Below are 26,403 nucleotides of genomic sequence, written 5' to 3'. Positions count from 1 at the left end.
TCAGGGGCGAGACGTTGGTAGGCCTGCGGAGATGCTGTACGGGCTGCGCATCGGGTGGGTTTCACCGTTCGCACTGGTGCCCCCATTGCGAGCAGACGACCTTGACTCCCCCGATGGGCACAGCGTGTCGCCCGAAGGATTTCGATGATCGGTGATGGCCGTTGTGGGCCAGCCCCTTCGATGGCGTAGTGGCTATTCGGTAGGTCGAGCGGTGGTTGAGCCACGGTGGCGGGCATCGGCGGGCTTGGTAGTCGGTGGCCGGCCGGTAGTGGAGGGGTTGGTCGAGGGTGGCGCAGTGCAGCTCGTCATTACGGTCGGGGGCGGTGCGAATGTCGACGGTGTAGCCCGTGACGGGAAGGCTGTCGCGTAGCTCCGCCGGCCCCGGGCCGTACACGGCGGATCAACAACCGGGACACGGCTGCCGACCGCCGCGGTCCGCCGAGAGGGCTTGACCGTGGCCGCCAGGGTTGTTGACCGGCGGGACGAGCTGTTGAGCCATCGGCTGTCGCCCGAAGATTTGGTGCCGAAAGCAGTTCCGGAGTGCCCATAGGCTCGGTTGAAGTGCCGAGGCCCAGGGGATGTGAGGGATGTTGTGATCGGTTCCGACGTCGTGGACGCCCGCCGCGCGGCAGCCCGTTTCTTTTGGTGCTGGCTGATTGTCGCGACGGCGATGTCGGTGGCGGGCAATGTCGCCCATGCGCTACTCATCGCGCCCGCCGCGACACGCTGGATGGCAGCGGTGGCCGCCTTGGTACCTCCCGCGGTGCTTATCAGCGCAAATCATTCCATCTCTGTGCTGTATCGAACCCGTGTCGGCGGCGGGGCGTACTGGGTGGCGTTGCTGGCCACGATCGTGTTGGCGTTGGGCGCGTTCGTCTTGAGTTTCGACGCCCTTCGCTCCTTGGCGGTCGTGGTGGGCTTCCGGCCCTCGATCGCCTGGATTTGGCCGGCGGTGATCGACGTCGCCATCGGGCATGCGACGTTGTGCTTGCTGTCGCTGAGCCGCCCGCGCCGGTCTACCTCACCGGCGGGCACCTTGGCTCCGCGGGGCGAGCCTGCGCTCTCCCCCACCTCCGACGTGCGGATCGGCGTACAGACACCCGCTCCCCCATCGGCCACCCCGGCTGCGTTTTCTGTCGAGTCCGAGGTCGGTGGAGCGACGGCCGCCACCCCCGGTGTGCCGTCGACGATGCAGGCTCGGGCTTTGGCGGCGGTGCCAGCGGCATCGTCGTCTCCCCCGGAGGGTCGGGCCGGGATCGCGAACTGTCCTGATCCGGCGGTGATCCGGCGGTGGCGGCCGCACGCCGATTCGCTACTGGCCAGCACGCGGATGCGTCAAAAGCCGGAGGTCATCGCGGCGGTATTGGCGCAGCGGGCCGACGGCAAGCGCGCGACCAGCATCGCTGCCTTGCATAACATTCCCACCAGTACGGTGCAGCGGATCTTGACTGCAGCGGACAAAGTCCTCGGTGCTGTCGAAATGACCGGATAATCAGGACGCGGGCGCGACCTACCGCTGGGCAGCCCCGATGACGTCGGGCACCGCTTGACGCAGGCTGTTGACGACTAACTCCGACATGCTGACGCCTTGCTTGTCCGCGATCACGCGCAGCGCCTCGTGTTCGTCGGGCAATAACCGCACACCGAGGAGCTTCGTGCGGTGCCGCTTCTCGGAAACGCTCATAGTCTGCACTCCCTGCCGCTGGCGGTCGACTCTCTCGATTCCCATTCGTGACGTCTGGGTGTTGAGCGCGTACCGATGCCCAAATTGTACAAACTGATGGCCTAATTGCCTATTCTGATGGCCTCGTGTCCCCATCTTGTCGGAACTTTGGGGCTGACCGTTAGGCATCGGGCGCGCTAACATTGGCGCAGAATAGACATTTCGGCCATTGATGCAGGCAAGGGGCGTCCGCGTGACGGCAACAGGTGGTGGGTGGAAGTACCCCCCTGCCGGTGTGCCGACGGAACCTGAGCCGGGCCGTGTGTATGTGTCGCTGTCTGAGGCTAGAGAGCGCACTGGAAAGGACCGGCGCACGCTGCAGAGAGCGGTGGAACGAGGGGATGTGCCCGGTTGGGCGCGGCCCGGGTTGCGCAAGCTGCATTGGTTTATCTACCAGGATGGCCTGCCCGCCGGCCCCACGGTTGCCGACGATGACCGTGTCGCTCGGCTGGAGGTGGTTGTCGCGGAGCTGCTCGCGCAGGTAGCCGAGTTGCGAACGTCAAGGGGCGGTGACACTGAGGCGGCGGAGTTGGCTGAGTTGCGGGCTCGTGTGGTGGTGTCCGACGAGACGAACCTTCAGTTGATCGCCGCCCAGGACGACCTGGAGCAGGCCGCCCAGCAAGCCCTGGCGGCGGCTCAGCAAGCGCTCACCGCCGGTGGGCGCTATCGGCGGGCTTTGGCGCAGGTGATGACGCCTGGTCATGTCGGTGATCTGAGCTCAAGCGCCCTCGACTGAACACCGGCGCGGCGGTCTATTCCGCCCCTCGCGCGGCTCCCCTCCCCCGCCGGCACAGCCGGCCACACTCGCTCGGCCGGACGCCTGAACACGGCCTCTGGAGCTTTGCCCGCGGCTACGTGTCGGCACGATCGGCTCCCCTCCCCCGCCGGGTACCTGCTATGTCAGACCGGGTGGTCTGACGTTAATGCCGTGGCGGGGCTGGTTAGAGGCCAAATTCATAGCGCAGGGCCTGCTCGACTAAGGCTGAGCGGGTGCCGGCGTTCCAGGTCACCACGTACTCGTCGAGCAGTCGGGCGTTGGCCGGGTCGATGCCCGCCAAGGGCACATTGCGGGCAGGCGTGATATGGCGGCGCCGGCGGGGAACGACGGTTGCCACCGGCCGGATGAACAGGGCGCCGCCAACTGGCGTTGCGGGTTCGTCCTGTGTCCACGCCGTGGCCAATTGCTGGGCATGGTGTTCGAGGGCGTCCATGACGATCCCCCCGAAAGGCCTTGCTTTGGAGGGCTTGTCGAGCTTTTCCTTGGCCGACACCTGGGCTAGGCGCTGATACACGTCGGCGGACAGCAAGACTTCCGGTGGCCGCGGCCGTGGAGCTCGGGCACCTGGGTGTGACGATTTCGTGGTGCGGGTGGTGGGCTCGGCCGGGCGACGGGCCGGGGCGCGACGCGCGGATTCCTCAATCCGCTCCGAGGCGACCGGAGGCGGCGCCGTGGTGGGCGTCTCCTCGCGCGGCACGGCGCGCAGATGGGAGTCTGCTGCCGGGGGCGGCGGGGCCGGTAGCGGGCGTACAGCCGGCGCGGACCAGCCGGCGTCGAGCACGTCGTCGATGGCGTTGGGGTCGAAGACCGGTTTGCGCTTTTCTCGTGATGGTGCCATCGGTTATGCCCCCACGATCGCAATGTCGGTGTTGTCGGCCTCGTAGCGGGCCAGCCGCTTGATCATCTCGTACACCAGTTCTTGGTAGTCCGCGGCGACGCCGCTGGGGTCGCTGGACCACATCCCGCGCTCTGGGCGCTCTTTTTTCCGTAGCCTCGCCAAGCGTTCTTTCTTGTCGGCGTTGGCCAGTGCAGGCAGTTCCCCGGCGGTGACTGCGAGGTTGCGCATGTCGACTGCGGCGCCTTCGAGGTGGCGGATGACGGCCCCGAACGGCTCCACCCCGGAGCCCTCGAGCATTTCCGAGATTTGTTCGATGGTGTCCTGATTGCGCCGCGTCGCCGACCTGTCCACGTCGAATAGCACGACACCGAGCAGGTTGATCAGGGCGCCGGCTTTGCGGACCCTCCAGAAGCGTTGTGCCAGAAGGGCTACGCCGTCTTGGGATCCCCGATCGGACTTGGTGGGGATGATCAGGTAGTTCGCTACCGCGAGGAAGGTGTCCAGGAGCGGAACGTCGCCGGGCGCCGAATCGATGAGGACGAGCTCGTACTGCTCCTGGTCGCACAGTTGCTGCAGAGATCTTTCGAAGTTGGCGGCCATGTTGACCCCGGCCTCGACCATCGCGTAGGCCGCGGCGCCGACGATCGAGAGGTTCGGTCCGCCGGGGATCACGTCCAGGTTGGGCCGCACGTCACGCTGGGGCTGCAGCGGCGACCCGTACTGCAGGGTCTGGGCAAGTGAAGCCCCGCTGTCGCTGGGCGCGCCGAGGTCGGTGCGGCTCACGGTGCCCTGCGGGTCACCGTCAATGACAAGGACTTTGCGGCCCCCTCGCCGGCCACCGGTGGCGATCATCTCGGCGATGGCGGCCACGGTCGTCGACTTGCCGACGCCGCCCTTCTGATTGGCCACGAGTATTACGCGTGCGGATCCTCCCATTGTCATGCCTGTGACCGTAACAACGAACGGCCGTCGACGCGCACGGCGACACGTGGGTGTGGACGTGTCGTGACACGTCCGTTACGACGTGCGTGCCCGTCTCCGTCCTGGCGGGCGCACCACCGTTCGTGCATCCCTCCGCCGCAACGTACGTACAGCCGTGCGGGACGACGTGCGGTACGACGTGTGGGACAACGTCCGCTGCGTTGTGTGTTGTCCCGCACGTCTATCGGCCCGTGCACCCGTCCGTCACAGCGGACGGTGGCACCGCCGTGTTTACGGACGTTATTACGCCCGCAGCGTCGGTTGGTGCCATGGACGTATGTACGCTCGGTCTTGCGCCCACGCCCACGTCCGCTTACACGGACGTTGCACCGACCGTACTGATGCACGTCGTGAACCCGTATTAGCAGCCGTAGTGTCACACGTATGGCGGGCCGTGGCGGCACCCGTTGGATGATCCCGCCACCTACACGGGTGCGCATCCGGGGGAGGGCACGTAGCCGAACACGTGCAGAGTGACGTCTCTACGCGCGGTTGATCGTCCGTGTCGTCATCCGTATCTCGCAGCTCACCGGCCCATCGCTTGCCAACCGTGATGTCGGTGCGCCCGTCGGGGACATGCCGAGGGCCCAGCGTGCGTCCGGAGGAAGTCCGCAATTATCGCTGCCCTCCACAGCGGCAATTGGGTGCGCGGACCGGTCGAAATCCTTGCCGGGCGAGGTCGGTCGCGCCGCCCGCGATGGTGTCACCCTGGGCGCAAAGCGGGCCGGATCGGGTCTCGATTCGCCGCCTTCGTGGGTCGCAATACGGGGTCTGCCAGCGCGGGTTGCGCGGCACTTCGCGACGCGATTGTGGGCGATGTCAGGGCGCGAACCGGCTGGCTGCAAGCTGGGGGAGTGGCGTCGCTCAAGCACGTTCCGATGAGCAGGTGCGGCGCGGCTATCGGGTGCAGCGTTATGGACGGAGCGCGTCCGCGCCGGGTGCAACGGTGCGGTCGTCGCGTGTTGTGGGGAGCACTCGGCTGCCGCCGTTGAGGAAGGCCCACTGGTGTTGGCGCCAGTAAAAGGGGCTGTAGGCGGGATCGTAGCCCGGCATCACCAGGTATCCCAGACTCTGGATGAACTGTCGTTGTGCTGATCTGATCGCCTCGGCGCAGGGTCGGCAGGCAGCGTAGGCGCTTGCGGCAGACTCGGTGTCCCATCCGCGGCGGCCTGGGATCCGGCTGAGCACGGTGTCGAAGGTGTAGCGGCAGCGCGGTGTCATGAGTTCGCAATGGCCCGCGCAGCGGGCGGTGATTCGCTGCAGGGCGGTGTGTCGGCGTCGATCCGCCAGGATCTCGATGATGTCGATCGCCGCTGTGGCCGTCGTCGCCGGTGGCGGTGGATCGTCGTCGGCGCGGTCGGCTACTGGGCGCTCGGGTCGCTGCTCAGCGTTGTCGCCCTCGGCGGCAACCGATTCCAGGAGCCCGGCGACGTCGGCGAGGTTGTCATTAATGAACACCCCGGCCCACATCCCGAACGTGGCCTGGTGTTCGAGCGCCTGGGTGGCACACCACTGGCGCCGGGGGCAGATGAGACATTCAGCTTGCGCGTAGTGCCGGTTGTGCGGGTCGAACCAGCGTTCTGGTTGTGCCGCACACGGCGGGCGCACCGCAGCGCCGGTCGTGGCGTCGACGACGCTCATGGCTGGCTCGATCCGCCGTTGGATTGCCGGTCTGCGCGCCGGCGTTGCAGGGCCTCGGCGAGGGCCTGGCGGGCTGCGGCGTGCCCGGGTCCGTCCAGGGCGGCCCGGCCTTGTTCGCGAGCCCGTTGATGAGCGGCGCTCTCGGCGGCGTTCCGGGCGATTCGGGCGCGCTGGGCGGCCAGTTCCTCGGCTTCGCGGGCTTCGTCGAGGGCCGCAGGACGTTCGTCGAGGTTGTCGTGCCAGCGCAGCATGTGTCCCAGCAGACCGGCGGGCTTGTAGGGGCTGTCGGGAACCCAGTTCCCGGCGGCGCTGTAGTCGCTGATCAGCTGGTTGACGTCGCGGGCTGTCCAGCCGTGCTGCGCAGCGCCGTTGAGGACTCCGGCCCACGCCGTGGTGGTGCGGTAGCGGCGCGCCCATGGTGGACTTTGTGGCGCGCAGGCCCATTGTCGGGCGAGCCGGGCCCCTGATTCTGTCTGTGCGCGCCGCGCAGCGGCGTTGTTGCCGCCGCGCGAGCGGCGGTTGGTGGTAGTGAGTAATTTCTTACTGGAGTTAATTTCCCTAACGGGACCACTTCGTGGATGGGGTGACAGTTGTGGAAACCGACTGTCGTGCAAGGCCCACACCGACGCCCAGCCGCGGCCGCGGTCTCCGACACGCCAGCTCGCGAAGCGTTCGTCGCGGGTGCGCTGACGCCCGCGCAACACTTCGGTCGCCACGCCCAGGAGGCGCAGGGCCGTTGAGGCGCGCTGGACGGTGCGTACCGAGACCCCGGCGGCGCGGGCCAGTGTCTCGTTGGTGGGCCGACAGCTGCGTCCGGTGCGGTGATCGGCGTAGTCGGCGCGGGCCTGGGCCACCCGCACCAGTGTCTTGAGTCCGATCGGATTGCCGGGCATCAGCGGCGCCACGTCGGTGGCGTACCGCACGGCGTAGGCCACGGGCACGGTGCCCTGTACCCAGCGCTGTGCACCGCGCCAGCAGGGGATTCCGGCCCACGGCATGTCCCCGAGGTCGAGCCGGATGGCGTCGACTGCCGGACCGCGACGATGGTCGTGGCCGGCGGCACGCAGAATCCAGACCGGGGCTGTGCGGGCGGTGCCGGCGCGGGGCAGGGACTTGGTGCACCCGCGGTAGGGCAGCAGTGCTGGTGGTAACGATTTGTGACGGCGGGCGCTGTTGTCTGGCTCTGTCAGAGCGCATGCGCTACCGTGGATTGTGTCTTCCAAGACAATCCTTCGGGGTTGGTGCGCAAGCACCCACGAGTCGAGTTCCAGCTCGGCTCTTTCGGCCCTCGGCTTCCGGCCGGGGGCCGAATCATGTTGTGGCTGTGGGTAGTTGCGCGATATTCAGTTTCGTTTGGCGCGCCCGGCAGCGGCGCCTGGGGCTACGGCGTCGCGATCACCCCCATAGCAGCTCCCCGGGCGGTTTAACCGCCGGATATGCGTATCGCCGTGCAGGTCGATGATGGAGATACATATGCTCAGCATGCCGGTGCGAGTGCCGCTTTCCGGGCTGACACGCCGCGCGGCGGTTAAACCAGATCGCCCGACTCATGCCTGATCGCCGAAGACCAGCAGTAGCACGGCGTAGGCGGACCACAGGCCGCGAATCGCCGATTCCAGGTGGTGGACGCCGTCTCGGGCGGGGCGCTCCCTGCGCAGGAAGCCATGTTCGGCGGGGTGGAGCCGCAGCTCCTCCGTGGCGGTTTCGGCCCGCTCGATGTGGTTGAGGCTGTCGAGCAGCTCGCCGCGTACCCGGCGGCGGACGGGATGCTGCTGTAGCCGGGTCGGTGGGATCTCGATGACGTTGTCTGTGGCGGTCATCGGGCTGTCCTTTTGTGGGGGAGGGTGAGCGTGGGTGGCGGTGTGCGGGCCGGGGGTCAGTGCCCAGCGCACGTCGCGGCCTCGCTGCAGGGGGAGGTGCTGGACTTGGCTGCGGTTGCGCAGCGTGAGCAGCGCCCGGTACGGGGTGGGGATCGAGCTCGACGGGTTGGGTCACGGCCCACCGTGCGGGCTGATTGTCGTGGGTGCGGTCCCTGTGCGCGTGGCGACGGGTCATTGCCGAGATCTCTCTGCGTCGGGTGGATTAGGGGTAAGTGGGCGTGATCTGCCGAGGTGTGGCCCTAGCCGGCGCGGGTGCGGGCCGCGTACTGGTTGCCCACCTTGGCGATCGAGGCCAGTTGGCGCAGGCCGGTGGCGCGCGAGCGCGCCTGGACATTGCTGTCCAGGTACACCCCGGACCAGATTCCTTGCGGGTAAGGAATGTTCAACGCCTCTGCAGCGCAGGCGAATCGCCGTGGGCACCGAAGCCGGCACAGCGCCTTGACTTGCGGGTCGTTGCCGCTGTTGAGCCAGCGGTCGGGATCAGCGGCACACGGTGTGGTCGGCGCCGCCGTGCGCGGCATGTCGAGCATCACGGTCACGGGTTGCTCCTTCCATTGAGGCGGAGATGTTCCTTGTCGGCGAACCATTATCACCAAACGTTATCGTCAGGATGGAACGTTATCACCATAACGTTAGCAGTACAAGCCGAACGTTAGCGTCTGTGCGAGCGGCTCTGGTTAGCAGCTGGCGGGGCAACGCACACGTTTGTTGCCGCGCCGAGGGAGGAACTCGCGCCGGGTCTGCTCGGTGCGTGCCGATAGACTGAGCGGATGCACGAGGACGAGGCTGCGCCCGACGCGGCGCGTGCTGGTGCTGCTTTCGCCGCTCGCCGAAAAGAATTGGGACTTTCCCAACGCGACCTGGGCAAACTCAATGTCATCACCCAGCCCTCATTGATCCACTTCGAACTGGGCCGGTCCTGGCCGCGGGAGAAGACTCGCGCCAAGCTCGAGAGGGTTGTGCAGTGGCCGGCCGGAACGTTAGCAAAGCTGGCCCGCGGCGGCGCGATCCCGATATCGGTCCCACAGGAAACGTTAGCCGCGCCTGCGGACTCAGTGCGCACCTCGGATGCCGCGGATGGGGGTGTGCCGGCGACGGAAAGTCAGGCGGCGAGCGTTTCGATGATCGAGACCGCCCTGGAGGTGGCGCTCAACGCACTCGGGGTGGCCGTCGATGCGCTGCCGGAGCGCACTGACGTCCAGTTCGGTCCGCGCGCCCTGCCGGTATTGGCCGACCTGCGGCAGCTGGAGGCAACTCTGGCTGCCGCGGTGCGCGCCAGCGGCAGCGCCCCGCCTCTGCTCCGGGCACTGACCTCGGTGCGCCGCCGCTACGACGAGCTGATGGCGGCGGCCGCCGACGCACCGGGGGCCACGATCGGTCAACGGCTCTACGCGGCCCGCCGCCAGGCCAACCTCACCGTCGCCGAAGCCGCCGCCGCCCTCGGTGCCTCACCGGAGCTGGTGGTGGCCGTCGAGAACGACCACAATCCCCCTGATGCTCTGGCCTCGCGCATCGAGGCTTTGATCACCGAGCTGGTCGGCGGATAATGGGGTGGTGACGATCGAGCAGGTGGCCGCGCAGGTGGCAGGCGTGTTGTCACGTGCGGAGTCGTTGTTCGCTGTGCCGCAGGAGGCGTCGGCCGCCTCTGACGAGCTCGGCCTGGCCGCCGACGCCAGTGACGCGATCGCGGCGCGGGTAGCCGAGCAATCGGGTGCGTTGGCCGCGGCTCACGGTGAGTTGCTCGCTGCGTCACGGCAGCGCCTTCACGCCGCCGCCGGCACCGACGCCACGCTGGCCGACCATCTCAGCGATGCGGGCGCCGGCCACGGATCGGCCGCCGGCCAAGCCGCCGGGCTGCGATCGGCGGCGCAGGCGGTAGGGGAGCGGGCCGCGCAACTGCCGGGGCTGGCGAGCAATGACGTCGCAGCCCTCAAGGCGCTGCGCGCCCAGGTGGGTGCGATGCAGAAGCTCATCGCCGACCACACCGCCGCCGCGGCTGATGCCGCCAAGCAGGTCCGCCAACTTCGCTACTGATTCCCGGCACGAGAAACCGCGAGGGCCCTTTTCGCCATCGTGACGGTTGCCCGCGCGGTCGCATGCGACACGTAGTCATCGACCGTCGCCGGGCCTGTGGATATCCTTGAATCCTGTTGCTGCGGAACTCCTGAGGTCGATGAGCCTCTCAGGTCGCGCATCGGCCGGAGGCGTCCATATTTGGTGCCGAGGTGGTGGTGCCGATGGCCTGATACTGAGGTGGTGTCGATCAGTGCGGTGGTCCAGTACGTCGGACAGGTATTGGGGCGTGCGCATTCGTTGTTCGGCGATCCCCCCGAATCCGGGGGAGTAGCGGCGGGTTCGGCGGGTGCCGCGCTGGCCGGCGGAACAGAGCTGGTGCGCTCAGGCCAGGCAGCGATGTCGACACAGTCGGGCCGGATGCCCGCTGCCTACGCCGCTTTCGCCACCGGAGCCGGAGCAGCGCTCGACGATATAGCCGGCACCGACACCCGCCTGGGTGACCAACTCGGTGAGGCCGCCGCCACCGATCATTCCGGCCGGTCGTCCTCGGCGCAGGTGGTCAACTCCGCATTGGTCGATACCGCGGCGATGGCGCCGATCTCGGCAACCCCAGCCGGTCAGCAGGCACTGTTGCGGGCGTTGCGCGCCAGGGTGTCTCAGGAGCGCCAGGTGGTGGCCGCCTACCGCGAGCGCGATGCCCGGATGTCGGCGCTACTGCGCTCGCTGGCCTACGGGCAACGCGGTGTCGGCGGCGGGGCCGGTGCGCCCATGCCCTTCACCGGCGGCGGCGGTATCCCGTCGCGCGGCGCGGGCGGCGGATTCGGCGGCGGCGGGGGATCACCCCTGCCCACCCTCGCCGGGCTGCGCTCTCTGAGCCGGGGCGGCGGCGATGGCCCCCACGCGCAGCTGGGGAGTGTTCCCGATGGTCCGGCCCGTAGAGCGGTGTTGGCGGCGCTGAGCAAGCGCGGCACGCCGTATGTGTGGGGTGCCAAGGGGCCCAGTAATTTCGACTGTTCGGGTTTGACCCAGTGGGCGTGGCGGCAGGCCGGGGTCCAGCTCGGCGGGGACACCTATTCGCAGTTCAAGGACGGCGTCCCGGTGCCGCCCGACCAGGTCCGTGCCGGGGATTTGATTTTCCCGTTGGACAGCTTCGGCGAGGATGGCCGCCCGGGGCCTGGCCACGTGGAGTTGGCGTTGGGGCCCGATGCGGTGGTGCACGCTCCGCACACCGGTGACGTCGTGCGGGTGGCGCCGATGCCGGGCCGGTTCATCGCCCGCCGCCCGGTGCCACCGATGCTGGCGTGACGGGCCGAAAAATTCGCGCCTAACGCCCCATCGCGGCGGCATTAGGCTCGATCTCACGCGAGAAAGGATTCTCAGTGGACACGACAAAAGACCAGCTGCTGACGCAGGTTTTCACCGCTTTGTCGCGGGCGCAGAAGCTATTTGGCGAAGACACCCCGCCGGTGGACCCACCGGTGTTCGCCGCCCCCCGCGACCTTGAGGAGGGATTGGGCCGTGGCGCGTTCTGACGGCGGTCCCGCGGTGGCGACCCGTCGGCAGGCACGGTAGACGTCGATGACGGCGAAGACGTTCGACGACCCCACCTATTGGCATCACTACGAGCCCATCGACGGGGGTTGGGAGGCGGGGTGGCGGCCCGGCGACGGGCTGTTCGCCGACACGATCGCGCGCTCGGACTCCTACTGGGGTCACGTGTTGGACAAGGCCAGGGCGGCCTACGGCGATCCGAATATGCATTTCAACACCGGCGATCCATTGCGGGACCGCTATCTGGTGTTCGGTGACGGGACGCCGGTGCCCACCGACGGGTCGCTGGCCTATCACGACACCTCAACGGGTGCAACGTATCTGCTCAACACCGATGGATCGGTGTCACCGGTGCGGCCCGGTGGCGGCACCGGTGAGCCGGTGTTCCCGGTGGCGTTGCGCCGCGACGAGGGGGGCAAGGTCGCCCCGGTCGACCCCGCTGGCCAGCAGGTGGCCCCCCTGCTGGACAAGCCCACCCCGTCGCCGTACGGCTACCACGACGAAAGCGGTGTTCTCACACCGAAAAACGCGGCGGGCGACTACTACACCTTGGGGCCCAACGGGCAGCAACAGTATTTCACCAAGGCGGGCACGCCGATCACGGCCGACCAGTTCACAGCCGACGCGGCCCCCGGGGCCAAGCCCGCATCATCGGATCCGGCCGGGGCGCCGTTGCAGACCGATGAGCAGCAGTCGGGTAAGGCGGCCGAGGCGGTCACCCGGCTTCAGGGCGAATTACGGGGCCAGTACAGCCAGATCAGCGCCGCCGAGGATCAGCTGACCGAGGCGATGCTGACCGCCCATGCCAGCACCGCCGACGGGCAACAGCAGCTCAACGATATTCAGCAGCAGCTCGTCGAGGCGGTGGACAATCCCGCGATGTCGATCGACACTGCGGCCGGTCAGCAGGCGTTCTTGAAGTTCTTGCGCAGCCAGGTCCAGCAGATCAACGCGGTGGTGACCTCCGGTACGTTGACCGCCGACGATCAGTCCAAGGCCATCAGCGCCCTGACCGGTTTCTATGCGGCTGACTCCGCAGACGGTCAGTCGGCGGCGGGCGACCCGACGCCCACGCCCGCCGATCCGGTTCCTCACCCGGCCGAGCCGGTTCCCCAGCTCGTTGCTCCTTCCCTTACCGACCCGGGGATGGCCGATCTGGGCGTGCCGCCGGCCGACCCGATGCCCGGCACCTCGATTCCCGATCCCGGCTCGCTGACAACGGGAATGGGAACCGATCCGATGTCCTCGTTGGCCTCGATGCTGCCCTCTGCGCTGGGTGGGCTGGGCGGCCTGGGCTCGGGCGGTCTGGGCGGCGACCCGCTCGGTCTGGGCCCTCTGCTGGGCAGCGCCGCGCCGTTGACGGGGTTGGCATCCCAACTGGGCCAGCAGCCCCAACCCGCCGACAGCACCGCCACCCGCGGGGACAACCCGGCCACTGCTGATAAGACCGATGCGCCGACCGATCAGTCCGTGCCGGTGAGTAAGGCCGCCGGCGACGGCGCGGACAGCGCAAGCGGCAAGCCCGCCGCTGCGGAGGCCACCCCGGTGGCGGGCAGCCAATCGGCGTCACCGCCCAGTGATCCGCAGCCGGCGGCGACACCGGGGGACGGGACACCACCGGCAGCCCCGGCTGGCGCGCCCGCACCGACGTCGACGGTGTCGCTGCCGGACGGGTCCAGTGCGACCGCGAAAACCCCGGCCCTGGCCTCAGCGGTGCAGGCGTATCAATCGGGCACCCCGATTGATACGGCCTACCGCCAGGCCGGCATGGAGTTGCCTCCGCCGGGCACACCGGTGACCAACCCGCTTGATCCGTCGCAGATTTCCTGCGGCGACCTGGGCATGTTCAAGGATCACTATGTGGTGGCGGCCAGCCCGGTGAAGGCGTTCTCGAACGGGCAGATCGTGGCGCTGTCCGCGGTGAGCTCCAGCCCCGACTTTCTGGGCTGGATCGACCCGACGACGCTGTCGGCGGCCTCCCCGGGCGCCCCCGGCGCAGCCAAGCCGGCCCTGGCGTCGACATCAAGTCCGCGCTGAATCCGCTAACTTTGCTGAAGAGGAGTTACGCCTGTGAGTGAGCACTACGAAGCCCGGATCGACCCCGCGGTGTTCCACGAGGTCGCCGACCAGCATGACGCTGTGGCCGCAACAATTGAGGCCGCCCGCCGCGCTGGTCGGGATATTCATGCCGCCGTGAGCACCTACGGTCCGATCATGCATCAGGTCAAAGCCGCGGTGGCCGACGTGCTGACCGCCCGCGACGCTGCGCTGCGCGAGCACAGCGACGAGCACCGCAACACCGCGGAGAAGTTGCGGATCGAAGCCGCCCGGTACGTCGCGGTCGACGAGAACAACGCCGAGAGGCTGCGGCTTGACCGCGGATGATCCGTCCCTGCCGGTCGAGCAGCAGTCGTTTTCGCACTCCACCCCCGATGGGGCGGTGTGGGTCCGGGTCGCTGCCCGCGGCAATGTCCTCGGTGTGCAGCTTGAGCCGTCGGCGATGCGGGGCCCGGGCCGCAAGCTGGCCCAGCGGATCATGGCCTGCGCCGACGCCGCCTATTTCGAGGGCCAGTCGGCACAGCGCCAAGCGCTGGTCGAACTGTGGGGGACCGACGCGGTGGTCGAGGGGATGCCCACTGGGCAGGACTTCGCTGCGGCGCTGACTCGGCTGAACGGATTGTGAGCGGGTTATGAAGGTCGACCCGGCGGGTCTGGTCGCCGCCGCCCAGCGTCTCACCGAGGCGCTCGCCGCGGTGGCGGGCGCCGATCCCGTCCACCCGGCGCTGGGTGCCGATCCAGCTTCGCTGGGCGCTGCGACGCGGCTGTCCACTGCGGGTGCGTCCCTGGCCGCCAGCTTGGCCGCCCAGGCCGCCGGATTGGTGGCTACCGCCGAGCAGTTGGGGGTGGCCGCGACGGGATATGTCGCCACCGATGAGGCCAACGCCGCCCTGATCGGCAGCTTGGGCGCCGCTGGCGGGGGCGGCCGGCACCTGGTGGGTGCTGCGCCGCCCGCCCCGCCGCTGCCCGCTGATGTGCGCGCACCGCTGGCACCGATTCCCGCCGCCAGCGGTGAGGCGCTGGCCCGGGCCACCCATGCCGGTGACCCGTCGGCGGGTCAGGCGTTCGCCGACTCGTGGTCGCGGGTGTCAACGGCTGCCGCTGATGCGGCGGCCACGGTGCGCTCGGTGGTCGACCATCTCCCGGATGTCTTGGACTCCCCGCACGCCGCGCCCGCGGTCAGTGCACACCTGCTCAACTACGCGACCGGCTTTGAGGCCGCCGGGCAGCGCGCGGGGGCCTTGGCGCGCCAGGCCGGCATGCACGCCGCTGAACGTGTCCAGGCGGGCCAGGACATTCCCGCTCCGGCGGAGTTCACTGCCGCCCAGCGTCGGGTGGAGCAGATCGCGGTGGCCAACGCGCGCACCGGGGGTGCGTATGCGGTGCCGTTGGCCCAGGCCGAAGGCGATCAGCGCGCCCTGAACACCCAAGCTGTGGCCGGCTACACCGCCTATCACGCAGCGACGGACACCACCACCAGCGGCGACCCGTCCAGTTCGGCTGACGGGCCGTCAGATGGGTCCGCTGCGGCGGAGGACCCGTCGAGTTCAGCGCCCTCCGATCCGACAACAGGGGCTACATCGCCGGGCGGCGCCGATTCCCCGGCCGCCGCGTCCTCGTCGGGCACTGGCGAGTTGGCGGGGATGCTGCCCTCGATGATCCCGACGGTGCTGGGAGCGGCGGGTGGACTACTGGGTGGCCTGGTGTCGTCGGTGGCGGCGGTGCCCGAGGCCTTGATGCAGGCCGGTACGCAGGCAGCCTCGGCGGCGACGCAGGGCCTGTCGGGTGTGCTGGCGCCGAAGGCTGATGCTCGTCTGGACACCGGTGATCCCGCCGGTGGCGGGGCGGGATCGCCCGGTGGTGGGGTGGATTCCGGCGGGGCCGGTGGTGGTGACGGCATCGGCGGCGGTGGACAGACCACCCCGGCCGCGGGTGGGCCGCTGTCGGCTGGCGTCTTGCCCTCGACGGGGTCGCCGCCGGCCGCCCCGGCGATTCCCGCCGGTGCTGGCACGCAGCTCGGACAGGGCGCAGGCGGAGGCGCGCCGGGGGTCATGCCGATGGGTATGCCGATGGGTGCGATGGGCGGTGGCCCTGGATCGTCCGGTGGTGGTAAGGCTCCAGATTCTGGCTCGAAAAAGGTTGTTGTGCCGCAGGTTCCGCACTCTGAGGCGGTGACGGGCAAGGTGAGCGCCGACCGGTTGGCCGTTGTGTCGGCGACCGCGCCGCCCAGGGAGCCCGACCCGCCGTCTGACACTCCGGAACGTCGCGCCGCGTCGGTGGTCAGACGCATTACCACCGTTCGTCCCAGCGAGGAGTCATGACGGGGGAGGGGATGGCCGACCGTGATGACGCTGCGAGTGTCTACTCGGCGCGGGCGCTCGGTGCCGAGGCGGCCAACTTTGACGATCTCGGCGACGCCGAGAAGGTCAAGTTCTCTCAAGCCGAACTCGGGGCTGCCGCTTCACTTCTCGATGACCTGCTGGCCCGGTATGCCGCGTTGCGCACCGAAGTCCAGGACCCCGATGGGCTAGTGCGGTTGACGCTGGGCAGCGATGGGCGGCTTGTGGAGTTGTACATCCACGACCAGATCGCGCAGCAACTCGACAACCTCGGTTTAGAGAGGCTCTTGAACACCTTGCTCCAGGCGGGCAACGAAGCTGTGGAGGCCTCCTTGCAGGAGTTCCGCACTCAAGGTCTTGACTGGTCATGACCCCTGCACCCAGGCCCCTTCTGCCGCGCCGGCGAGGTTCGGTGGGCAGCCGCCAGGAATTTGGAGATTTCACCACCGGCAAAGCCGTTTAAGCTGGATCCATGTCGACGACCCAAGGGCAGAGCGAGTCGGGGGGCCAGGCTCCGGGCCTTGCGGGCGGCTTCCCGCCCAACGCCCCCGCAGGCCCGTGGTGGACCCCGCCCCCCGAGCAGCGACCCCGCCGCCGCGGCGGATTACTCGCCGGGCTGGGCATCGCGCTAGCTATCCTTCTGTCTGCCGCCGCCCTCGTGGTGGGGGTGGTCGCGCTTGTACGCCAGCCGGCAACATCCGCATCATCCGCAAGCTCCACGAGCTCGGCGCCATCGCAAGCCGGTGACACGACAGTGGCCGATAGAGCGCTGTGCACCGCGATCGCGCCGATAATGGGGGACAGCGACCGGGTGTCCAACGCCTACACGAATCTTGGCGCAGCGGGAACGCCGGACCGCGACGCAGCGACCCCCCAATTCGTGACGGACACGAAGGACTGGACGCACCGGGCACAAGAAGCGCTCGACGCGCATTCGGATGTACAGCCTTTTCTGCGGCATTCGCTGCAGCGCTACATCGACGATCGGCAGATTCTTGTGGCTGGCCTGCGGACCGGTCCTCTCCCGCCCTATCAAGATGCGATTTGGACTGACAGCATGGCCGCCTACAACGGTCCGATCACGGCCTGCGGGGATTTGGGTATCAAGTGGTAGCTCCCGCCGGCCTGGCGGCCATGCCGCACCGCACCTTTTCGGCGATGATCATTGGAGGAGCGTGGCCGAGTACCGACCCCGCGATGTGGTCCGATTCCGCTGATGGGCTGCGCCGCAAAGCAACTGAACTGGTGCAGGACTCCACGGCGATCCGGCATACGGCCACGAGCCTCCCTGCATCGGATCAGATGGGTTCTGGCGTAGATGGTTTCATCAACTCGGCATACAAATCGTCGATGCTGCTGTCCCAGCACGGCGAGCTCTACGGGAACATGGCGACCGCAGCCGACGAGGTCGCTCGCACGATCTACGGCCTGCGCGAGGACCTCGACAAGATCGACAGCGAGGCCCATGAGGAGATTCGCCGCCTCGAAGGGCAAGCCCGGCGCATGAATCACCCCGGTGTAGCGGCTGCGTTGCATGCGGCGATCGCTGAGGTCATCGCAAAGGCCCGTGCAGCCGCGACCGCGGCTGCTGCTGCTGCTGCAGGCCATATTTCAGGAGAGCTGACACGATTTGAAGCTGGCACACCTCCGACATCTGGTACACAACCGGGCAATAGCGGCGCTAATCCCGCAGCCGGCACATCCGGGGCGCAGCAGCTTGGCTTCGGCGGAGGTGGCGGCGGCCCCGGAAGCCCCGGCCGCGACGGAATGCCAGAAGGGGGCGGACATTTCGGTCCCCCGGCAGAAGGTCCTCAGCACAACGGCTCGCCCGGCCTCAGCGGTGACCATCAAGGCGGGGGAAGTGGCACTGGCACCAAGGGCGGAGCCGGATCCAACGGGGGTCACTCAGAGACAGGACAACCGCTGGGTGAGGGCCACCAGACGGGAGGCTCCGGCGGAAACGGCGGCTTCTCCGATCCGCTGAGCAGCGACGCGGACGGGGCAAACACTCCCGGCGGCTCAAAAGGTGGCCTGTCGGACTCCAATCAAGCGATGCAGTTCGGTGCCGGACAGGGCGCGGGTGCATTCATACCTCCGACAAATATGGCCAGCTCAGGGGGCGGTAGCCCTGCGTCAGCGCTCGGAGGCGCTTCAAGCGGCGCAAGTGTTTTCAAGATGCCGTCCACATCCGGCTTGAGCTCTGGATTGGGTGGGGTGTCCTCGCCGGGGGCTGGGGTCGGGGCTACGCCTCTGTCGAGTGCATTGACGTCGCCGCCCGGATTGGGGGCAGGCGGGGGTGCGGGGGGCCTGGGCGCCGGCGGGGGAGCTGGTGCAGGTCCTGGCGATTTTTCGCGCGGGTTCAATGCGGGTCTGGGGGCTGGCGGCGGCGCTGCGCCGTTGCTGCCGCCGCCCGCTGCATCACCTCCACCATCGGGTGTTGGGAGCGGAGCGCCCACCGGGGCGTTTTCGCCCGGCCCGGCTCCGGTGAGCGCCGCAGCGGGCTGGCCGACCTCTGCTCCTGGTGCGCTCGCATCGTCGGCACCCAATGCATCCATAGCTCCGGTGTCTGCGGCGGGCGGTGGGGTCCCTTCTGCTCCGGTGGGCCCATTGCCACCGTTCAATTCCGATGTGCCGGTGAAGAGTGTCGCGTCCGCGGCCGCGATGACGTCTCCGGCGGCGGGGTCGGCTCCGATTGTTTCGTCTTCGTCGGCTCCGTCTCAGCCCGCGGCCCCTTCGGTGGCGGCGTTGCCGCCGGGTGTGGCGTCGTCGGGTGTGGGTGCGGCTGCGGGGGCAGCCGCTGGTGTGAAGTCAGCATCGCAGGATCCACTGTTGGCGGCGGCATCCCAGCTGGTGTTCCAGTTGGCCCACGCATCGCGGGTGTATGGCGTTGTGGATTGGTGTGTGGGAATGTTCAGGACACCGTCGGGCGTGGAGACGGTGGTGGTGAGTAACGAGGGCGCAGGATTCATTCCGACGGGGGTGTTCGTTCCGCGGTCGGCGCGAATGTTGTTCTGCGACTCGGGGCTTGGCACACAGTTTCGGATGCGGTGGTTTGGGTGGGCCAACCCGGCGCAAACGATGCTGGCGTATGCGGAGTTGCTCGCGGAGCACGACCCGAACATCGAGTTGTATGCGTTGGCGGTGTCGACCGGCCATGGCGGTTCGTCGCTTCCAGCTCGTAATGCGGGGGTCCCGCACTATATGGATTGCGCCCTTGGCCAGTCGCCGATTCCCGCCGAGGCGGACCCTGCACCGCTGGACGAACGGCACATGCACCGTTTGGAGACCCTTGATCCGGCTTTGTATGCGCGGCTGACGGGGGTCACGGGAAGCCCTGATCGTTCGGAGGCCTGGGATGCGACCGTCACGGCGGTCAGCACCGCGTTGTCGCGGGCGTCGGCGGTCAAGGAGGTTGCGGTTCCTCCGGTGATCCGCGAGGTGGTGGAAGTGCTCGGCCGCGGCGAGCAGGTCAGCGAAAAGCATTGGGAAGAACTGGAAATCAGCGGCCTCTGGCCGTCTGTGCTGCGGAGCGGCAGTGAACGCCCCGGTTACAGTGTGGAGTCACAGCACGCCTCCCCGGCGGCGCGGGCCTATCACAACGTGGCCCGTGCGGCTGAGTTGCTGACGATGTGGAGCCCCCGCAAGGCTGATGTGCCGTATACCGAGATCGCTTACACGGCAGCGCATGTGATGAATGAGACCCTGTTGTGGCCGGACCCGGGCCGGTGATTCCGCGAGTGAAGGAGCAGTTCTGATGGCTGACGCGGTGCACATCACGCCGTCGGTTTTTGAGCAGGCCGGCGCGGCGGTGGCGGACTCGCTGAATCGAGCGGCTATGCCAGGGCAGGCCCCGATCGCGATGGGGGGCGCGTCACCGGCGGACGCGGCGGCCGGTGGCGTTGCGGCAGCGATGAGCGCAAAGATCGCCGCCGCATCTGCGGAGGTGGCACCGCGCGGCCCCAAGATCCAGGCGGCCTCGCAGGCGGCAGCGGAGGGCTTTCGCGCCAAGGACGAGGACAACGCCACGCGAATCGCGGCGGTGCAGCAAGGGTTGGCGGATACACCCCCGTCGTCTGGTGGGGCTGCCCCTGCTGAAGCTGCCGGCGGGCCCGGGTCGTCGTCGGGGGCTGCTGCGGGTGCGATTCGGGCGGCTAGCTTCGATACGGGTGGTGCTGGGGCAGCGCGGTCTGCGATGTTTCCGCAGTCGCCGTCCGACCTCCCGACGCCGACACCGTCACCGGGTGTGCCGCAGAGTGTGTCGAACACACCTGATCCGGCTCACGTGCCTGAGTCGGCGATCGACGGTGTGCACGGGACCGGCACGAAGGGCATGCCGGTGATCACCGCACCGGGCGAACTGGGCCCGGCCAACGGCTTCGGCCCTAACACCGATGACGGCATCCCCAGCTGGATTCGAGCGGACCCCGACCCGGCCTCGCCGGGCAACAACGTGTGGCTGCCGTGGGACTCCACCCAAAACCGCCTGTGGGAGCCGTCCTATCCCGGCGAATTGGCGCCGTCCAATTATGAGGAGATCGCACCGGGCAAGTGGTGGCCACGCCTCGACCCCAATCAGTGACTACGCGGCACGGGAACAGTCCTCGTGCGGTGCGCCCGTCCTGCCCGGACAGGCCGCTTGATACTGGTCAGCGGCGGTTGTCGGGGCCGCCGGAATTGGCGCGGATTTGACCGTTTGAGCCGGGTTAATGTGGTTGGGTGACGACTCAGCCGTTTGTGCGTCCTGGTGAGCCTGTCCCCGCGCCGGAGACTGGCGGCGGCAAGATCGCCTTGGAACCCCCGATCGCCTACCCGGTTCCGCCGCCGCGCAGTGTGTGGGCCATCGTCTTCCCGATCACCGTCGTGGTGGGCATTGTGGGGGTGATCGTGGCGATGTACGCCACGGGGATGCGCTCGATGGCCGGCGGTGTCGGAATCTTCGGTTTCATGGCGGTCTTTGGTGCGGTCGGCATGATGATGCGCGGGCGCGGCGCCGCGCAGAAGATGTCCTGGAGTGAGCTGACGGGCTTCCGCAGGCGCTGGCACGCCCGCCAGGACGAGATCCGCGCCGACGTCGACACCCAGCGCCGCAAGCAGTGGGAGCATCGCCGCCACTTCCATTGGGAGCCGAACCAGTTGGCGGGCATCCCCGGTTCGGCGCGGATGTGGGACCGCCAGCCGGGCAGTGAGGCCTTCGGCGTGGTTCGGGTGGGCGTTGGCCAGGTGGCGCTCGCGATGACGCTGGAGAAACCCAAGATTCCTGAGGCGTCGTCGCTGGAGCCGGCGACCGGTCACGCATTACGTAAGTTCCTGCTGGAGCAGGAATACATCGACGACATGCCGAAAGCGATTTGGCTGCAACGGTTCCCCGGGATCTCTCTGGTGGGGGACATCGACGGTGTGCGCCGCCTGGCCTGGTCGATGATCTGCCAGCTGACAGCGTTTCACAGCCCCGCCGATGTGCAGATCATTGTGGTGTCGGCCTCACCGCAGCGGTGGGAGTGGGCGAAATGGCTTCCCCATCTGCAGTATTCGGCCCGCCGTGACGGCTGCGGTGAGCGGCGCTTGCTGTTCAGCTCGCCGGCGCAGCTGGAGACTTTCCTCGACGAGGATCCCGATGGCGCGCGGGCGCCGTGGACGCCGCCGTCGGTGTCGAGCGGTCTGCATGGTGGGGACGCGGCTGGCGTGTTGCCGCTGCGGGTGGTCATCGACGACGCCTGCGGCACACCGGAGGATTGGGCCGGTCTGACCGGCAGCGGCGGCTATGCCGGAACGTGTTTCGTGCGGTTGGCCGACGCGGTGCCCGCGCGCCCGGCGGAGGTGTTCGCCAGCCGGTACTGGGTGGGATTCGATCCCGCGAGCACCTACCGGCTGACCGGTGATGGGACGCTACGCAAGCGGTTGCCGCGCCAGGACGCGGTGGCCTTCGCCGGGGCCGCTCACAGCTCCGACGAGCTCGACGAGGCGTTCTATGCCACGGCCGATCAGATGAGTGCGCCGGCGGCGGAGCGCTTCGCGCGGGGGTTGGCCCGTTACCGCCCGGCGGGCGCGGCGAGCGCCGCGATGGCGGCCACGACGCAGAGCGAACAACGCAATCTGCTCGATGTGCTCGGCATCGGCGATCCACGCCACCTCGATGCTGACCGGTTGTGGGCGCCCCGGATGGTGCAGGGCCCGGCGTGGATGCGGTTCCCGGTCGGCACCGACGCGATCACCGGCGAGGTGGTCGAGTTCGACCTCAAAGAGGGCTCCCAGCGCGGCATGGGCATGCACAGCCTGTTTGTCGGCACGACCGGGGCGGGCAAGTCGGAGGGCATCATCACCGAGGTCGCCTCGGCGTGCACGACTCACTCGCCGCAGGTGCTCAACATCGTGTTCTCCGACTTCAAATTGAAGTCGGCGGCCGGCACGCTGGTGAAGTTCCCGCATGTTGTCGCCGCGGTGTCGAACTTGGCCGACGAACGGCATCTGGTGGGACGGATGTATGACGCCCTCGACGGCGAGATCGACCGCCGCGGTGCCCTGATCGCCGAACTCGACGACTGCCCTGATGTGACGACCTACAACCACCGCCGGTTGACCGATCCCAGCCTGGCGCCGATCCCGGTGCTGTGGGTGATCGTCGATGAGTACAACGAGATGCTCAAGGATCCGTTGTGGGGGGCGAAGTTTCGGGCGCTGTTCGAACGCATCGCCCGAGTGGGGCGTTCCCTGCACGTGTTCTTGCAGCTGGTCGGCCAAACCGTCGACACCCAGGGGCTACGCGAGGTCAGCAAGCTGCTCGGTTTCCGGGTGGCCGCGCGTCTGGGCCGTGAGCAGGACTCTCGCGAGGCGATCGGTTCCGCGGTGGCGGCCCATGTTCCGGAGGAAGGCGCTGAGGGGACAGCGTTTCTGAGGGTGGCGTTGCGCCAGCCCCGCCAGTACCGGTTTTTCTTGTCCTCGGCGCGGTTCGTGCCCAAAGTCGTTGATGAGGGACCGGTGCAGCCGCTGCGCGCGGGCACCTGGTTTGAGCCGCGACCCTTCACCGTCGAGGAGTCCGAGGACATCGACGGGCTGCTGGCCGCACCGGTGCAGCCCGACGACGGGGGCCGCGCGGAGGTCCCGGCGTTGCCGCCGGGCCAGGAGTATCCCAAGATCGTCGACGCGCTCAGCGAGTCGTTGCGGGCCCGCCCGGAACGTCCGCCGCGGCCGTTTTGGCTTCCGCCGCTGCCCGAGCGCGATAAGCAGGGCCGCTGGCGTGGCCACATTCCCACCGTGGTGGAACTGGTCGACCGGTGGCGCGGTAAACCGTGGCAGGTGGACTACGGCCAGACGCCGGGCTTGGCTTTCCCGGTGGCGTTGGTGGACCGGCCGCGTGATCACCGCCAGGAGGTGCACGCGCTGGATCTGTTGTCCGACAACGCTTTGATCATCTGCGCGCCGCAGCGGGGGGCCACCACGGCGGCGATGACGATGGTGACCGCCTGTGCGCTGATGTATCGCCCGGAGCGGGTGCAGTTCTATTGTGTGGCCGCCAGCGGCCCGCAGCTGGCGCAGTTGTCCGAACTGCCTCATGTCGCCGCGGTCGCGGGTACCTCCGACACCGAGGGTGTCAACCGGCTGCTGGCCACGGTGGAGGCGATCCGGGATGAACGCGATCGGATCTTCACGACCCGTGGGCTGGACATGCAGACGGTGCGGGAGGCCAAGTTCGGTCCCACCCCGACTGACATCGGTGTCCCCGGCGGGGACGTGGTGGTGGTGATCGACGGTTTGGAGAACTTCTCCAAGGACCACCCCAACGGGCTGGAAACGGTCCTTCGATTGATGAACGCGCGCAACTACGGGGTGCGGGTGGTGATCACCCACACCAGCCTGTTGTCGGGGATGCGGACCTCGATGCGTAATGCCACCAGCCAGATCCTGGAAATGCGGCTGGTGCAGACCATCGAGACGACGGTGGCGCCCGATCCGGCCGATCCGTCGCGCCGCCCGGCCAAGGAGGTTCCCGACGTCCCGGGCCGAGGAGTCACCCACTGGGGCCATCACCTGATGGTGGGCTTTCCCTCGCTGACGATGCAGCCCGAGCCCCAGCTCGACGTGCACGGGATCGCCGCCGAGGTTCGCGACGTGGCCGGTGTGGAAAAGGTCAGCACGGTGTTGCGTCTGCCGGAGACGGTGACCTTCGAGGCCGTCATGGCCATGGCCGATCCGTCCTGGCCCCGGCATCTGGTGCCGTTCGGGTTGCTGGAGACCACGCTGCAGCCGGCGTGCTTCGACTTCGAGGCCACCCCGCACGCGATTGCCACCGGCCTGGGCGCATCGGGGCGCACCAATTTCTTGCGCACGGTGATGCGCGGCATCATGGCGCGCTACAGCGCCGATGAGGCCACGATCGTGCTGTTCGATCCGACCCGCAAGCTGATCGGGGTGGTGCCCGAGGACCGGTGGCTGGCCCAGTACGCCTACCGGCAGGAGGACATCCGCACTGTGTGCGAGCGGCTGGCCGAGGTGATGACCGAGCGCCAGCCGCCACCGGGCACCAGCCAGCACGACCTGCTGACCAAGCAGTTCTGGACGGGCCGACAGTTCTTCGTCATCGCCGACGACATCAGCTCCTGGCACACCGCCGCGCATCCGATGGCCCCGCTGGTCGGTTTCGTCGAACAGGGTGCCGACCTGGGCCTGCACATCATCGCCACCGCCGACATCCGCAGCTGGTCGTTCCAGTCGCAGGGCAACGGGGTGCTGGGCCGCATGGTGGGTGCGCTGCCGCCGGTGATCGCTCTGGACGGCCGCCGTTCCCACGGCCAGATCATGAACGGGGTGCATGCCGAGGCCCAGCGGCCCGGCAAAGGCACGCTGATCACCCGAAGCGCGCAGGACGGGGTGCTGGTGGCCTGGTCGGAACCGCCGCACATGGCGCTACGCCGGCCCCCGTCGTAAAACTCGTGCAGCAACCACTCTGACGCCGTGGTTAAACTAGGCTGAGTTCGGCAAGATTATGTTAGGGAGGCAAACATAATGACAAGCCCGGTTAATGTGTCCGCTCCTTTGCTGGGGACGTCGTCGGCGGCCGAGAGTGCCGGTGTGGCGACAATGGCGGGCGCCGACGGAGTTGCCGCGCCGTTGACCTGCGCAGTGGTCCCACCGAGCTTGGACCCGGCTGGAGTCGCCCTGGCGGCTGCCTTGAACGCCCGCGGCGCGGCCACGCAGGCGATGATGGCCGACCTGATGGCCGCCCGGTCGCTGTTTGCGGCCACGATCGGCGTCAACGGTGTGAGCTACACCGCCAGTGACGTCATCAGCCAGACCTTACTGTCGTTGTAGAAACCCTCTCCAGCAATGCCCTTCGGAGATGCCGCGGCGAGCCCGCCGGAGCTGAACCACGCCCTGATGGCCGGCGGCGACGACGCCGCGACGGTGATGACGGCGGCGACCGGACATCAGGGTTTGGCCGACATGCTGCAGGCCGAGATGGCCGCACTGCTCGGCAACGCGGGCATGACCGCGGCCAGCGGCTGGCAGGGGTTGGGCGGCACTGGGATGCTGGGTTCGGCCGCCGACTACGCCACCGTTCTCGAGCTGGCGTTCACCTGGCTTCAGGAAGCGTTCGCCGCGGCGACCGAGGCCGGCACCGCACATCAGACGTCGCTGGCGTCGATGATCCCCGCCCCGGTCTGCACAACGAACCTGGCGACCCAACAGGCGCTGGCGGCCACCAATTTCATGGGCATCAACACCCCGGCAATCCTGCAGCTCGCCGCCCTCTATCAGGGCTACTGGGTTCAGAACGCGTCCCTGATGACCAGCTATCAGGCGGTGGTGGAGGCCGCGCTGGCGGCGCTGGCGACCCCGCCGCCGCTGTCGCCGAGCGCCGCTGATCCCGCCGCACCCGCGGCGGCAGCGGCCGCCTCGGCCGCCCAGTCCGGAACCCAAGGGGCCCTGCAGGCCAGCGCGAAGTCGATGACCCAGACCGTGGATGCCACCGGCCAGGGCGCGAAACCCGCGGCGGCGTTGGCCAGTTCCCCGATGTCGGCGATAGGGTCGATGGGCTCGATGCTGGGCCAATTCTCGTCGCTGGGGTCAATGGGCGGCCAGTTGCCGCAGCTGTTGACCTCGGCCCCGAGCCAGCTGTCCGGCTTGTTCAGCCCGTTCAGCTCCATGTTCACCGGTATGGGCGGAGCCGATCTGCCCGGTGCGATGGCACCGGCGCTGCCGGGGGCGATGACGGCGGGCGGGTCGGCGGCGTCCGGGCTGGGCGGTGCAGCGTCGGGGCTCGGTGCTGGCGGCGGCGGTCTGGGCGGACTGGGCAGCGGGGTGTTCACCAGCGGGACCGCCTCAGCGTCGTTGGTACGCCCCGCCAGCAGCTTCAGCCCCCCGTCGGCTCCCAGCCTGCCGGGAGGCTGGCAGGGGGCGCTGCCCCTGGCCGAGACCGCCCCGGTGCCGTCGGCGGGCATGGGTGGCGGCCTGTACGGCGCCCCGGCTTCGGCGGTGGCCCGCGAGCAGCACCAGCAGGGCGGTGCGGATCGGATGCCGACTCGCACGATGCAAGTGACGGCCCGAGCCGGGAGGGGGCAGAGGGCAGAAATTGGTGCGTAATGCTCCCTCTGGGCGCTTTT

At 68.5% G+C, this 26,403-nt stretch carries 25 protein-coding genes; 17 read left to right on the top strand and 8 right to left on the bottom strand.

Features of this window, described 5'->3' with window-relative positions; all coding sequences use genetic code 11:
* Positions 1-592 precede the first annotated feature (592 nt).
* A complete protein-coding gene (locus B133_RS23435) occupies positions 593-1,492 on the top strand; it encodes a DUF2637 domain-containing protein (protein WP_018604241.1) in 900 nt (299 codons plus the stop codon).
* Positions 1,493-1,510: 18 nt separating this feature from the next.
* Here the strand turns inward: B133_RS23435 and B133_RS0121935 are convergent, their stop codons facing one another.
* The gene (locus B133_RS0121935; RefSeq protein ID WP_157626089.1) at positions 1,511-1,684 is read right to left on the bottom strand and encodes a hypothetical protein; all 174 of its coding nucleotides are present in this window, start codon (positions 1,682-1,684) and stop codon (positions 1,511-1,513) included.
* A 382-nt stretch (positions 1,685-2,066) separates the two neighbouring features.
* Here B133_RS0121935 and B133_RS0121930 point away from each other — a divergent pair, with 382 nt between their 5' ends.
* On the top strand, positions 2,067-2,459 hold the full coding sequence (locus B133_RS0121930) for a hypothetical protein (protein WP_157626087.1): 393 nt from the start codon (positions 2,067-2,069) through the stop codon (positions 2,457-2,459).
* Positions 2,460-2,664: 205 nt separating this feature from the next.
* On the opposite strand, the gene B133_RS0121925 is transcribed toward B133_RS0121930, so the two are convergent.
* The 6 genes from B133_RS0121925 to B133_RS0121900 form a co-directional block, all read right to left on the bottom strand.
* Positions 2,665-3,339, bottom strand: a complete 675-nt coding sequence (locus B133_RS0121925; protein ID WP_018604235.1) for a hypothetical protein — start codon at positions 3,337-3,339, stop codon at positions 2,665-2,667.
* Between the two features lie 3 nt (positions 3,340-3,342).
* On the bottom strand, positions 3,343-4,281 hold the full coding sequence (locus tag B133_RS0121920) for a ParA family protein (RefSeq protein ID WP_026256750.1): 939 nt from the start codon (positions 4,279-4,281) through the stop codon (positions 3,343-3,345).
* Between the two features lie 951 nt (positions 4,282-5,232).
* Positions 5,233-5,961 carry a WhiB family transcriptional regulator gene (locus B133_RS23195; protein WP_018604231.1) on the bottom strand — a complete coding sequence of 243 codons (729 nt, stop codon included), beginning with the start codon at positions 5,959-5,961 and terminating at the stop codon, positions 5,233-5,235.
* Positions 5,958-7,184 (bottom strand): helix-turn-helix domain-containing protein, encoded by a 1,227-nt coding sequence (locus B133_RS0121910; RefSeq protein WP_018604229.1) that lies wholly within the window; start codon positions 7,182-7,184, stop codon positions 5,958-5,960. The genes B133_RS23195 and B133_RS0121910 overlap by 4 nt, the downstream gene beginning before the upstream one ends.
* Before the next feature lie 324 nt (positions 7,185-7,508).
* Positions 7,509-7,781, bottom strand: a complete 273-nt coding sequence (locus B133_RS0121905; protein WP_018604227.1) for a hypothetical protein — start codon at positions 7,779-7,781, stop codon at positions 7,509-7,511.
* Between the two features lie 299 nt (positions 7,782-8,080).
* Positions 8,081-8,371, bottom strand: coding sequence for a WhiB family transcriptional regulator (locus tag B133_RS0121900; protein WP_232423396.1), 291 nt, complete (start codon positions 8,369-8,371; stop codon positions 8,081-8,083).
* Positions 8,372-8,611: 240 nt separating this feature from the next.
* On the opposite strand from B133_RS0121900, the gene B133_RS23190 reads away from it, so the two are divergent.
* From B133_RS23190 to B133_RS25105, 10 genes are all read left to right on the top strand, one after another.
* Entirely contained in the window at positions 8,612-9,388 is a 777-nt protein-coding gene (locus B133_RS23190) for a transcriptional regulator (RefSeq protein WP_018604224.1), read from the top strand.
* Between the two features lie 7 nt (positions 9,389-9,395).
* Positions 9,396-9,875 (top strand): hypothetical protein, encoded by a 480-nt coding sequence (locus B133_RS0121890; protein WP_157626085.1) that lies wholly within the window; start codon positions 9,396-9,398, stop codon positions 9,873-9,875.
* Between the two features lie 222 nt (positions 9,876-10,097).
* Positions 10,098-11,162, top strand: coding sequence for a C40 family peptidase (locus B133_RS24750; RefSeq protein WP_232423389.1), 1,065 nt, complete (start codon positions 10,098-10,100; stop codon positions 11,160-11,162).
* A gap of 74 nt (positions 11,163-11,236) precedes the next feature.
* The gene (locus B133_RS24745; protein ID WP_018604215.1) at positions 11,237-11,389 is read left to right on the top strand and encodes a hypothetical protein; all 153 of its coding nucleotides are present in this window, start codon (positions 11,237-11,239) and stop codon (positions 11,387-11,389) included.
* Between the two features lie 46 nt (positions 11,390-11,435).
* On the top strand, positions 11,436-13,445 hold the full coding sequence (locus B133_RS23185; protein ID WP_018604213.1) for a DUF4226 domain-containing protein: 2,010 nt from the start codon (positions 11,436-11,438) through the stop codon (positions 13,443-13,445).
* A 33-nt stretch (positions 13,446-13,478) separates the two neighbouring features.
* Positions 13,479-13,793 carry a type VII secretion target gene (locus tag B133_RS0121870; protein WP_018604211.1) on the top strand — a complete coding sequence of 105 codons (315 nt, stop codon included), beginning with the start codon at positions 13,479-13,481 and terminating at the stop codon, positions 13,791-13,793.
* Entirely contained in the window at positions 13,780-14,091 is a 312-nt protein-coding gene (locus B133_RS23180) for a YbaB/EbfC family nucleoid-associated protein (RefSeq protein WP_018604209.1), read from the top strand. Before B133_RS0121870 ends, B133_RS23180 begins: the two co-directional genes overlap by 14 nt.
* Positions 14,092-14,098: 7 nt before the next feature.
* Positions 14,099-15,787, top strand: a complete 1,689-nt coding sequence (locus B133_RS0121860) for a PPE domain-containing protein (RefSeq protein ID WP_018604207.1) — start codon at positions 14,099-14,101, stop codon at positions 15,785-15,787.
* Complete coding sequence (locus B133_RS23175; protein ID WP_018604205.1) at positions 15,784-16,176, top strand: hypothetical protein; 393 nt, start codon at positions 15,784-15,786, stop codon at positions 16,174-16,176. Before B133_RS0121860 ends, B133_RS23175 begins: the two co-directional genes overlap by 4 nt.
* Before the next feature lie 101 nt (positions 16,177-16,277).
* Positions 16,278-16,919 (top strand): hypothetical protein, encoded by a 642-nt coding sequence (locus B133_RS25105; RefSeq protein ID WP_232423388.1) that lies wholly within the window; start codon positions 16,278-16,280, stop codon positions 16,917-16,919.
* Between the two features lie 1,603 nt (positions 16,920-18,522).
* Here the strand turns inward: B133_RS25105 and B133_RS24560 are convergent.
* On the bottom strand, positions 18,523-18,774 hold the full coding sequence (locus tag B133_RS24560; RefSeq protein WP_157626083.1) for a hypothetical protein: 252 nt from the start codon (positions 18,772-18,774) through the stop codon (positions 18,523-18,525).
* A 73-nt stretch (positions 18,775-18,847) separates the two neighbouring features.
* Between B133_RS24560 and B133_RS23430 the strand changes: the two genes are divergently transcribed.
* From B133_RS23430 to B133_RS0121825, 5 genes are all read left to right on the top strand, one after another.
* Complete coding sequence (locus tag B133_RS23430; RefSeq protein WP_157626081.1) at positions 18,848-19,534, top strand: hypothetical protein; 687 nt, start codon at positions 18,848-18,850, stop codon at positions 19,532-19,534.
* Positions 19,535-19,559: 25 nt separating this feature from the next.
* Complete coding sequence (locus tag B133_RS0121840) at positions 19,560-20,384, top strand: hypothetical protein (protein WP_018604198.1); 825 nt, start codon at positions 19,560-19,562, stop codon at positions 20,382-20,384.
* Between the two features lie 137 nt (positions 20,385-20,521).
* Positions 20,522-24,727 carry a type VII secretion protein EccC gene (locus tag B133_RS0121835; protein ID WP_018604196.1) on the top strand — a complete coding sequence of 1,402 codons (4,206 nt, stop codon included), beginning with the start codon at positions 20,522-20,524 and terminating at the stop codon, positions 24,725-24,727.
* 78 nt (positions 24,728-24,805) lie between these two features.
* Positions 24,806-25,111 (top strand): PE domain-containing protein, encoded by a 306-nt coding sequence (locus B133_RS0121830; RefSeq protein WP_026256748.1) that lies wholly within the window; start codon positions 24,806-24,808, stop codon positions 25,109-25,111.
* A 15-nt stretch (positions 25,112-25,126) separates the two neighbouring features.
* Entirely contained in the window at positions 25,127-26,383 is a 1,257-nt protein-coding gene (locus tag B133_RS0121825; protein ID WP_018604191.1) for a PPE domain-containing protein, read from the top strand.
* Positions 26,384-26,403: the final 20 nt, after the last annotated feature.

Source organism: Mycobacterium sp. 155 (assembly GCF_000373905.1).
Classification (GTDB): Bacteria; Actinomycetota; Actinomycetes; order Mycobacteriales; family Mycobacteriaceae; genus Mycobacterium.
Note: the sequence above shows the minus strand (reverse complement) of the source record. Positions and strands in the feature narration are given on the sequence as shown.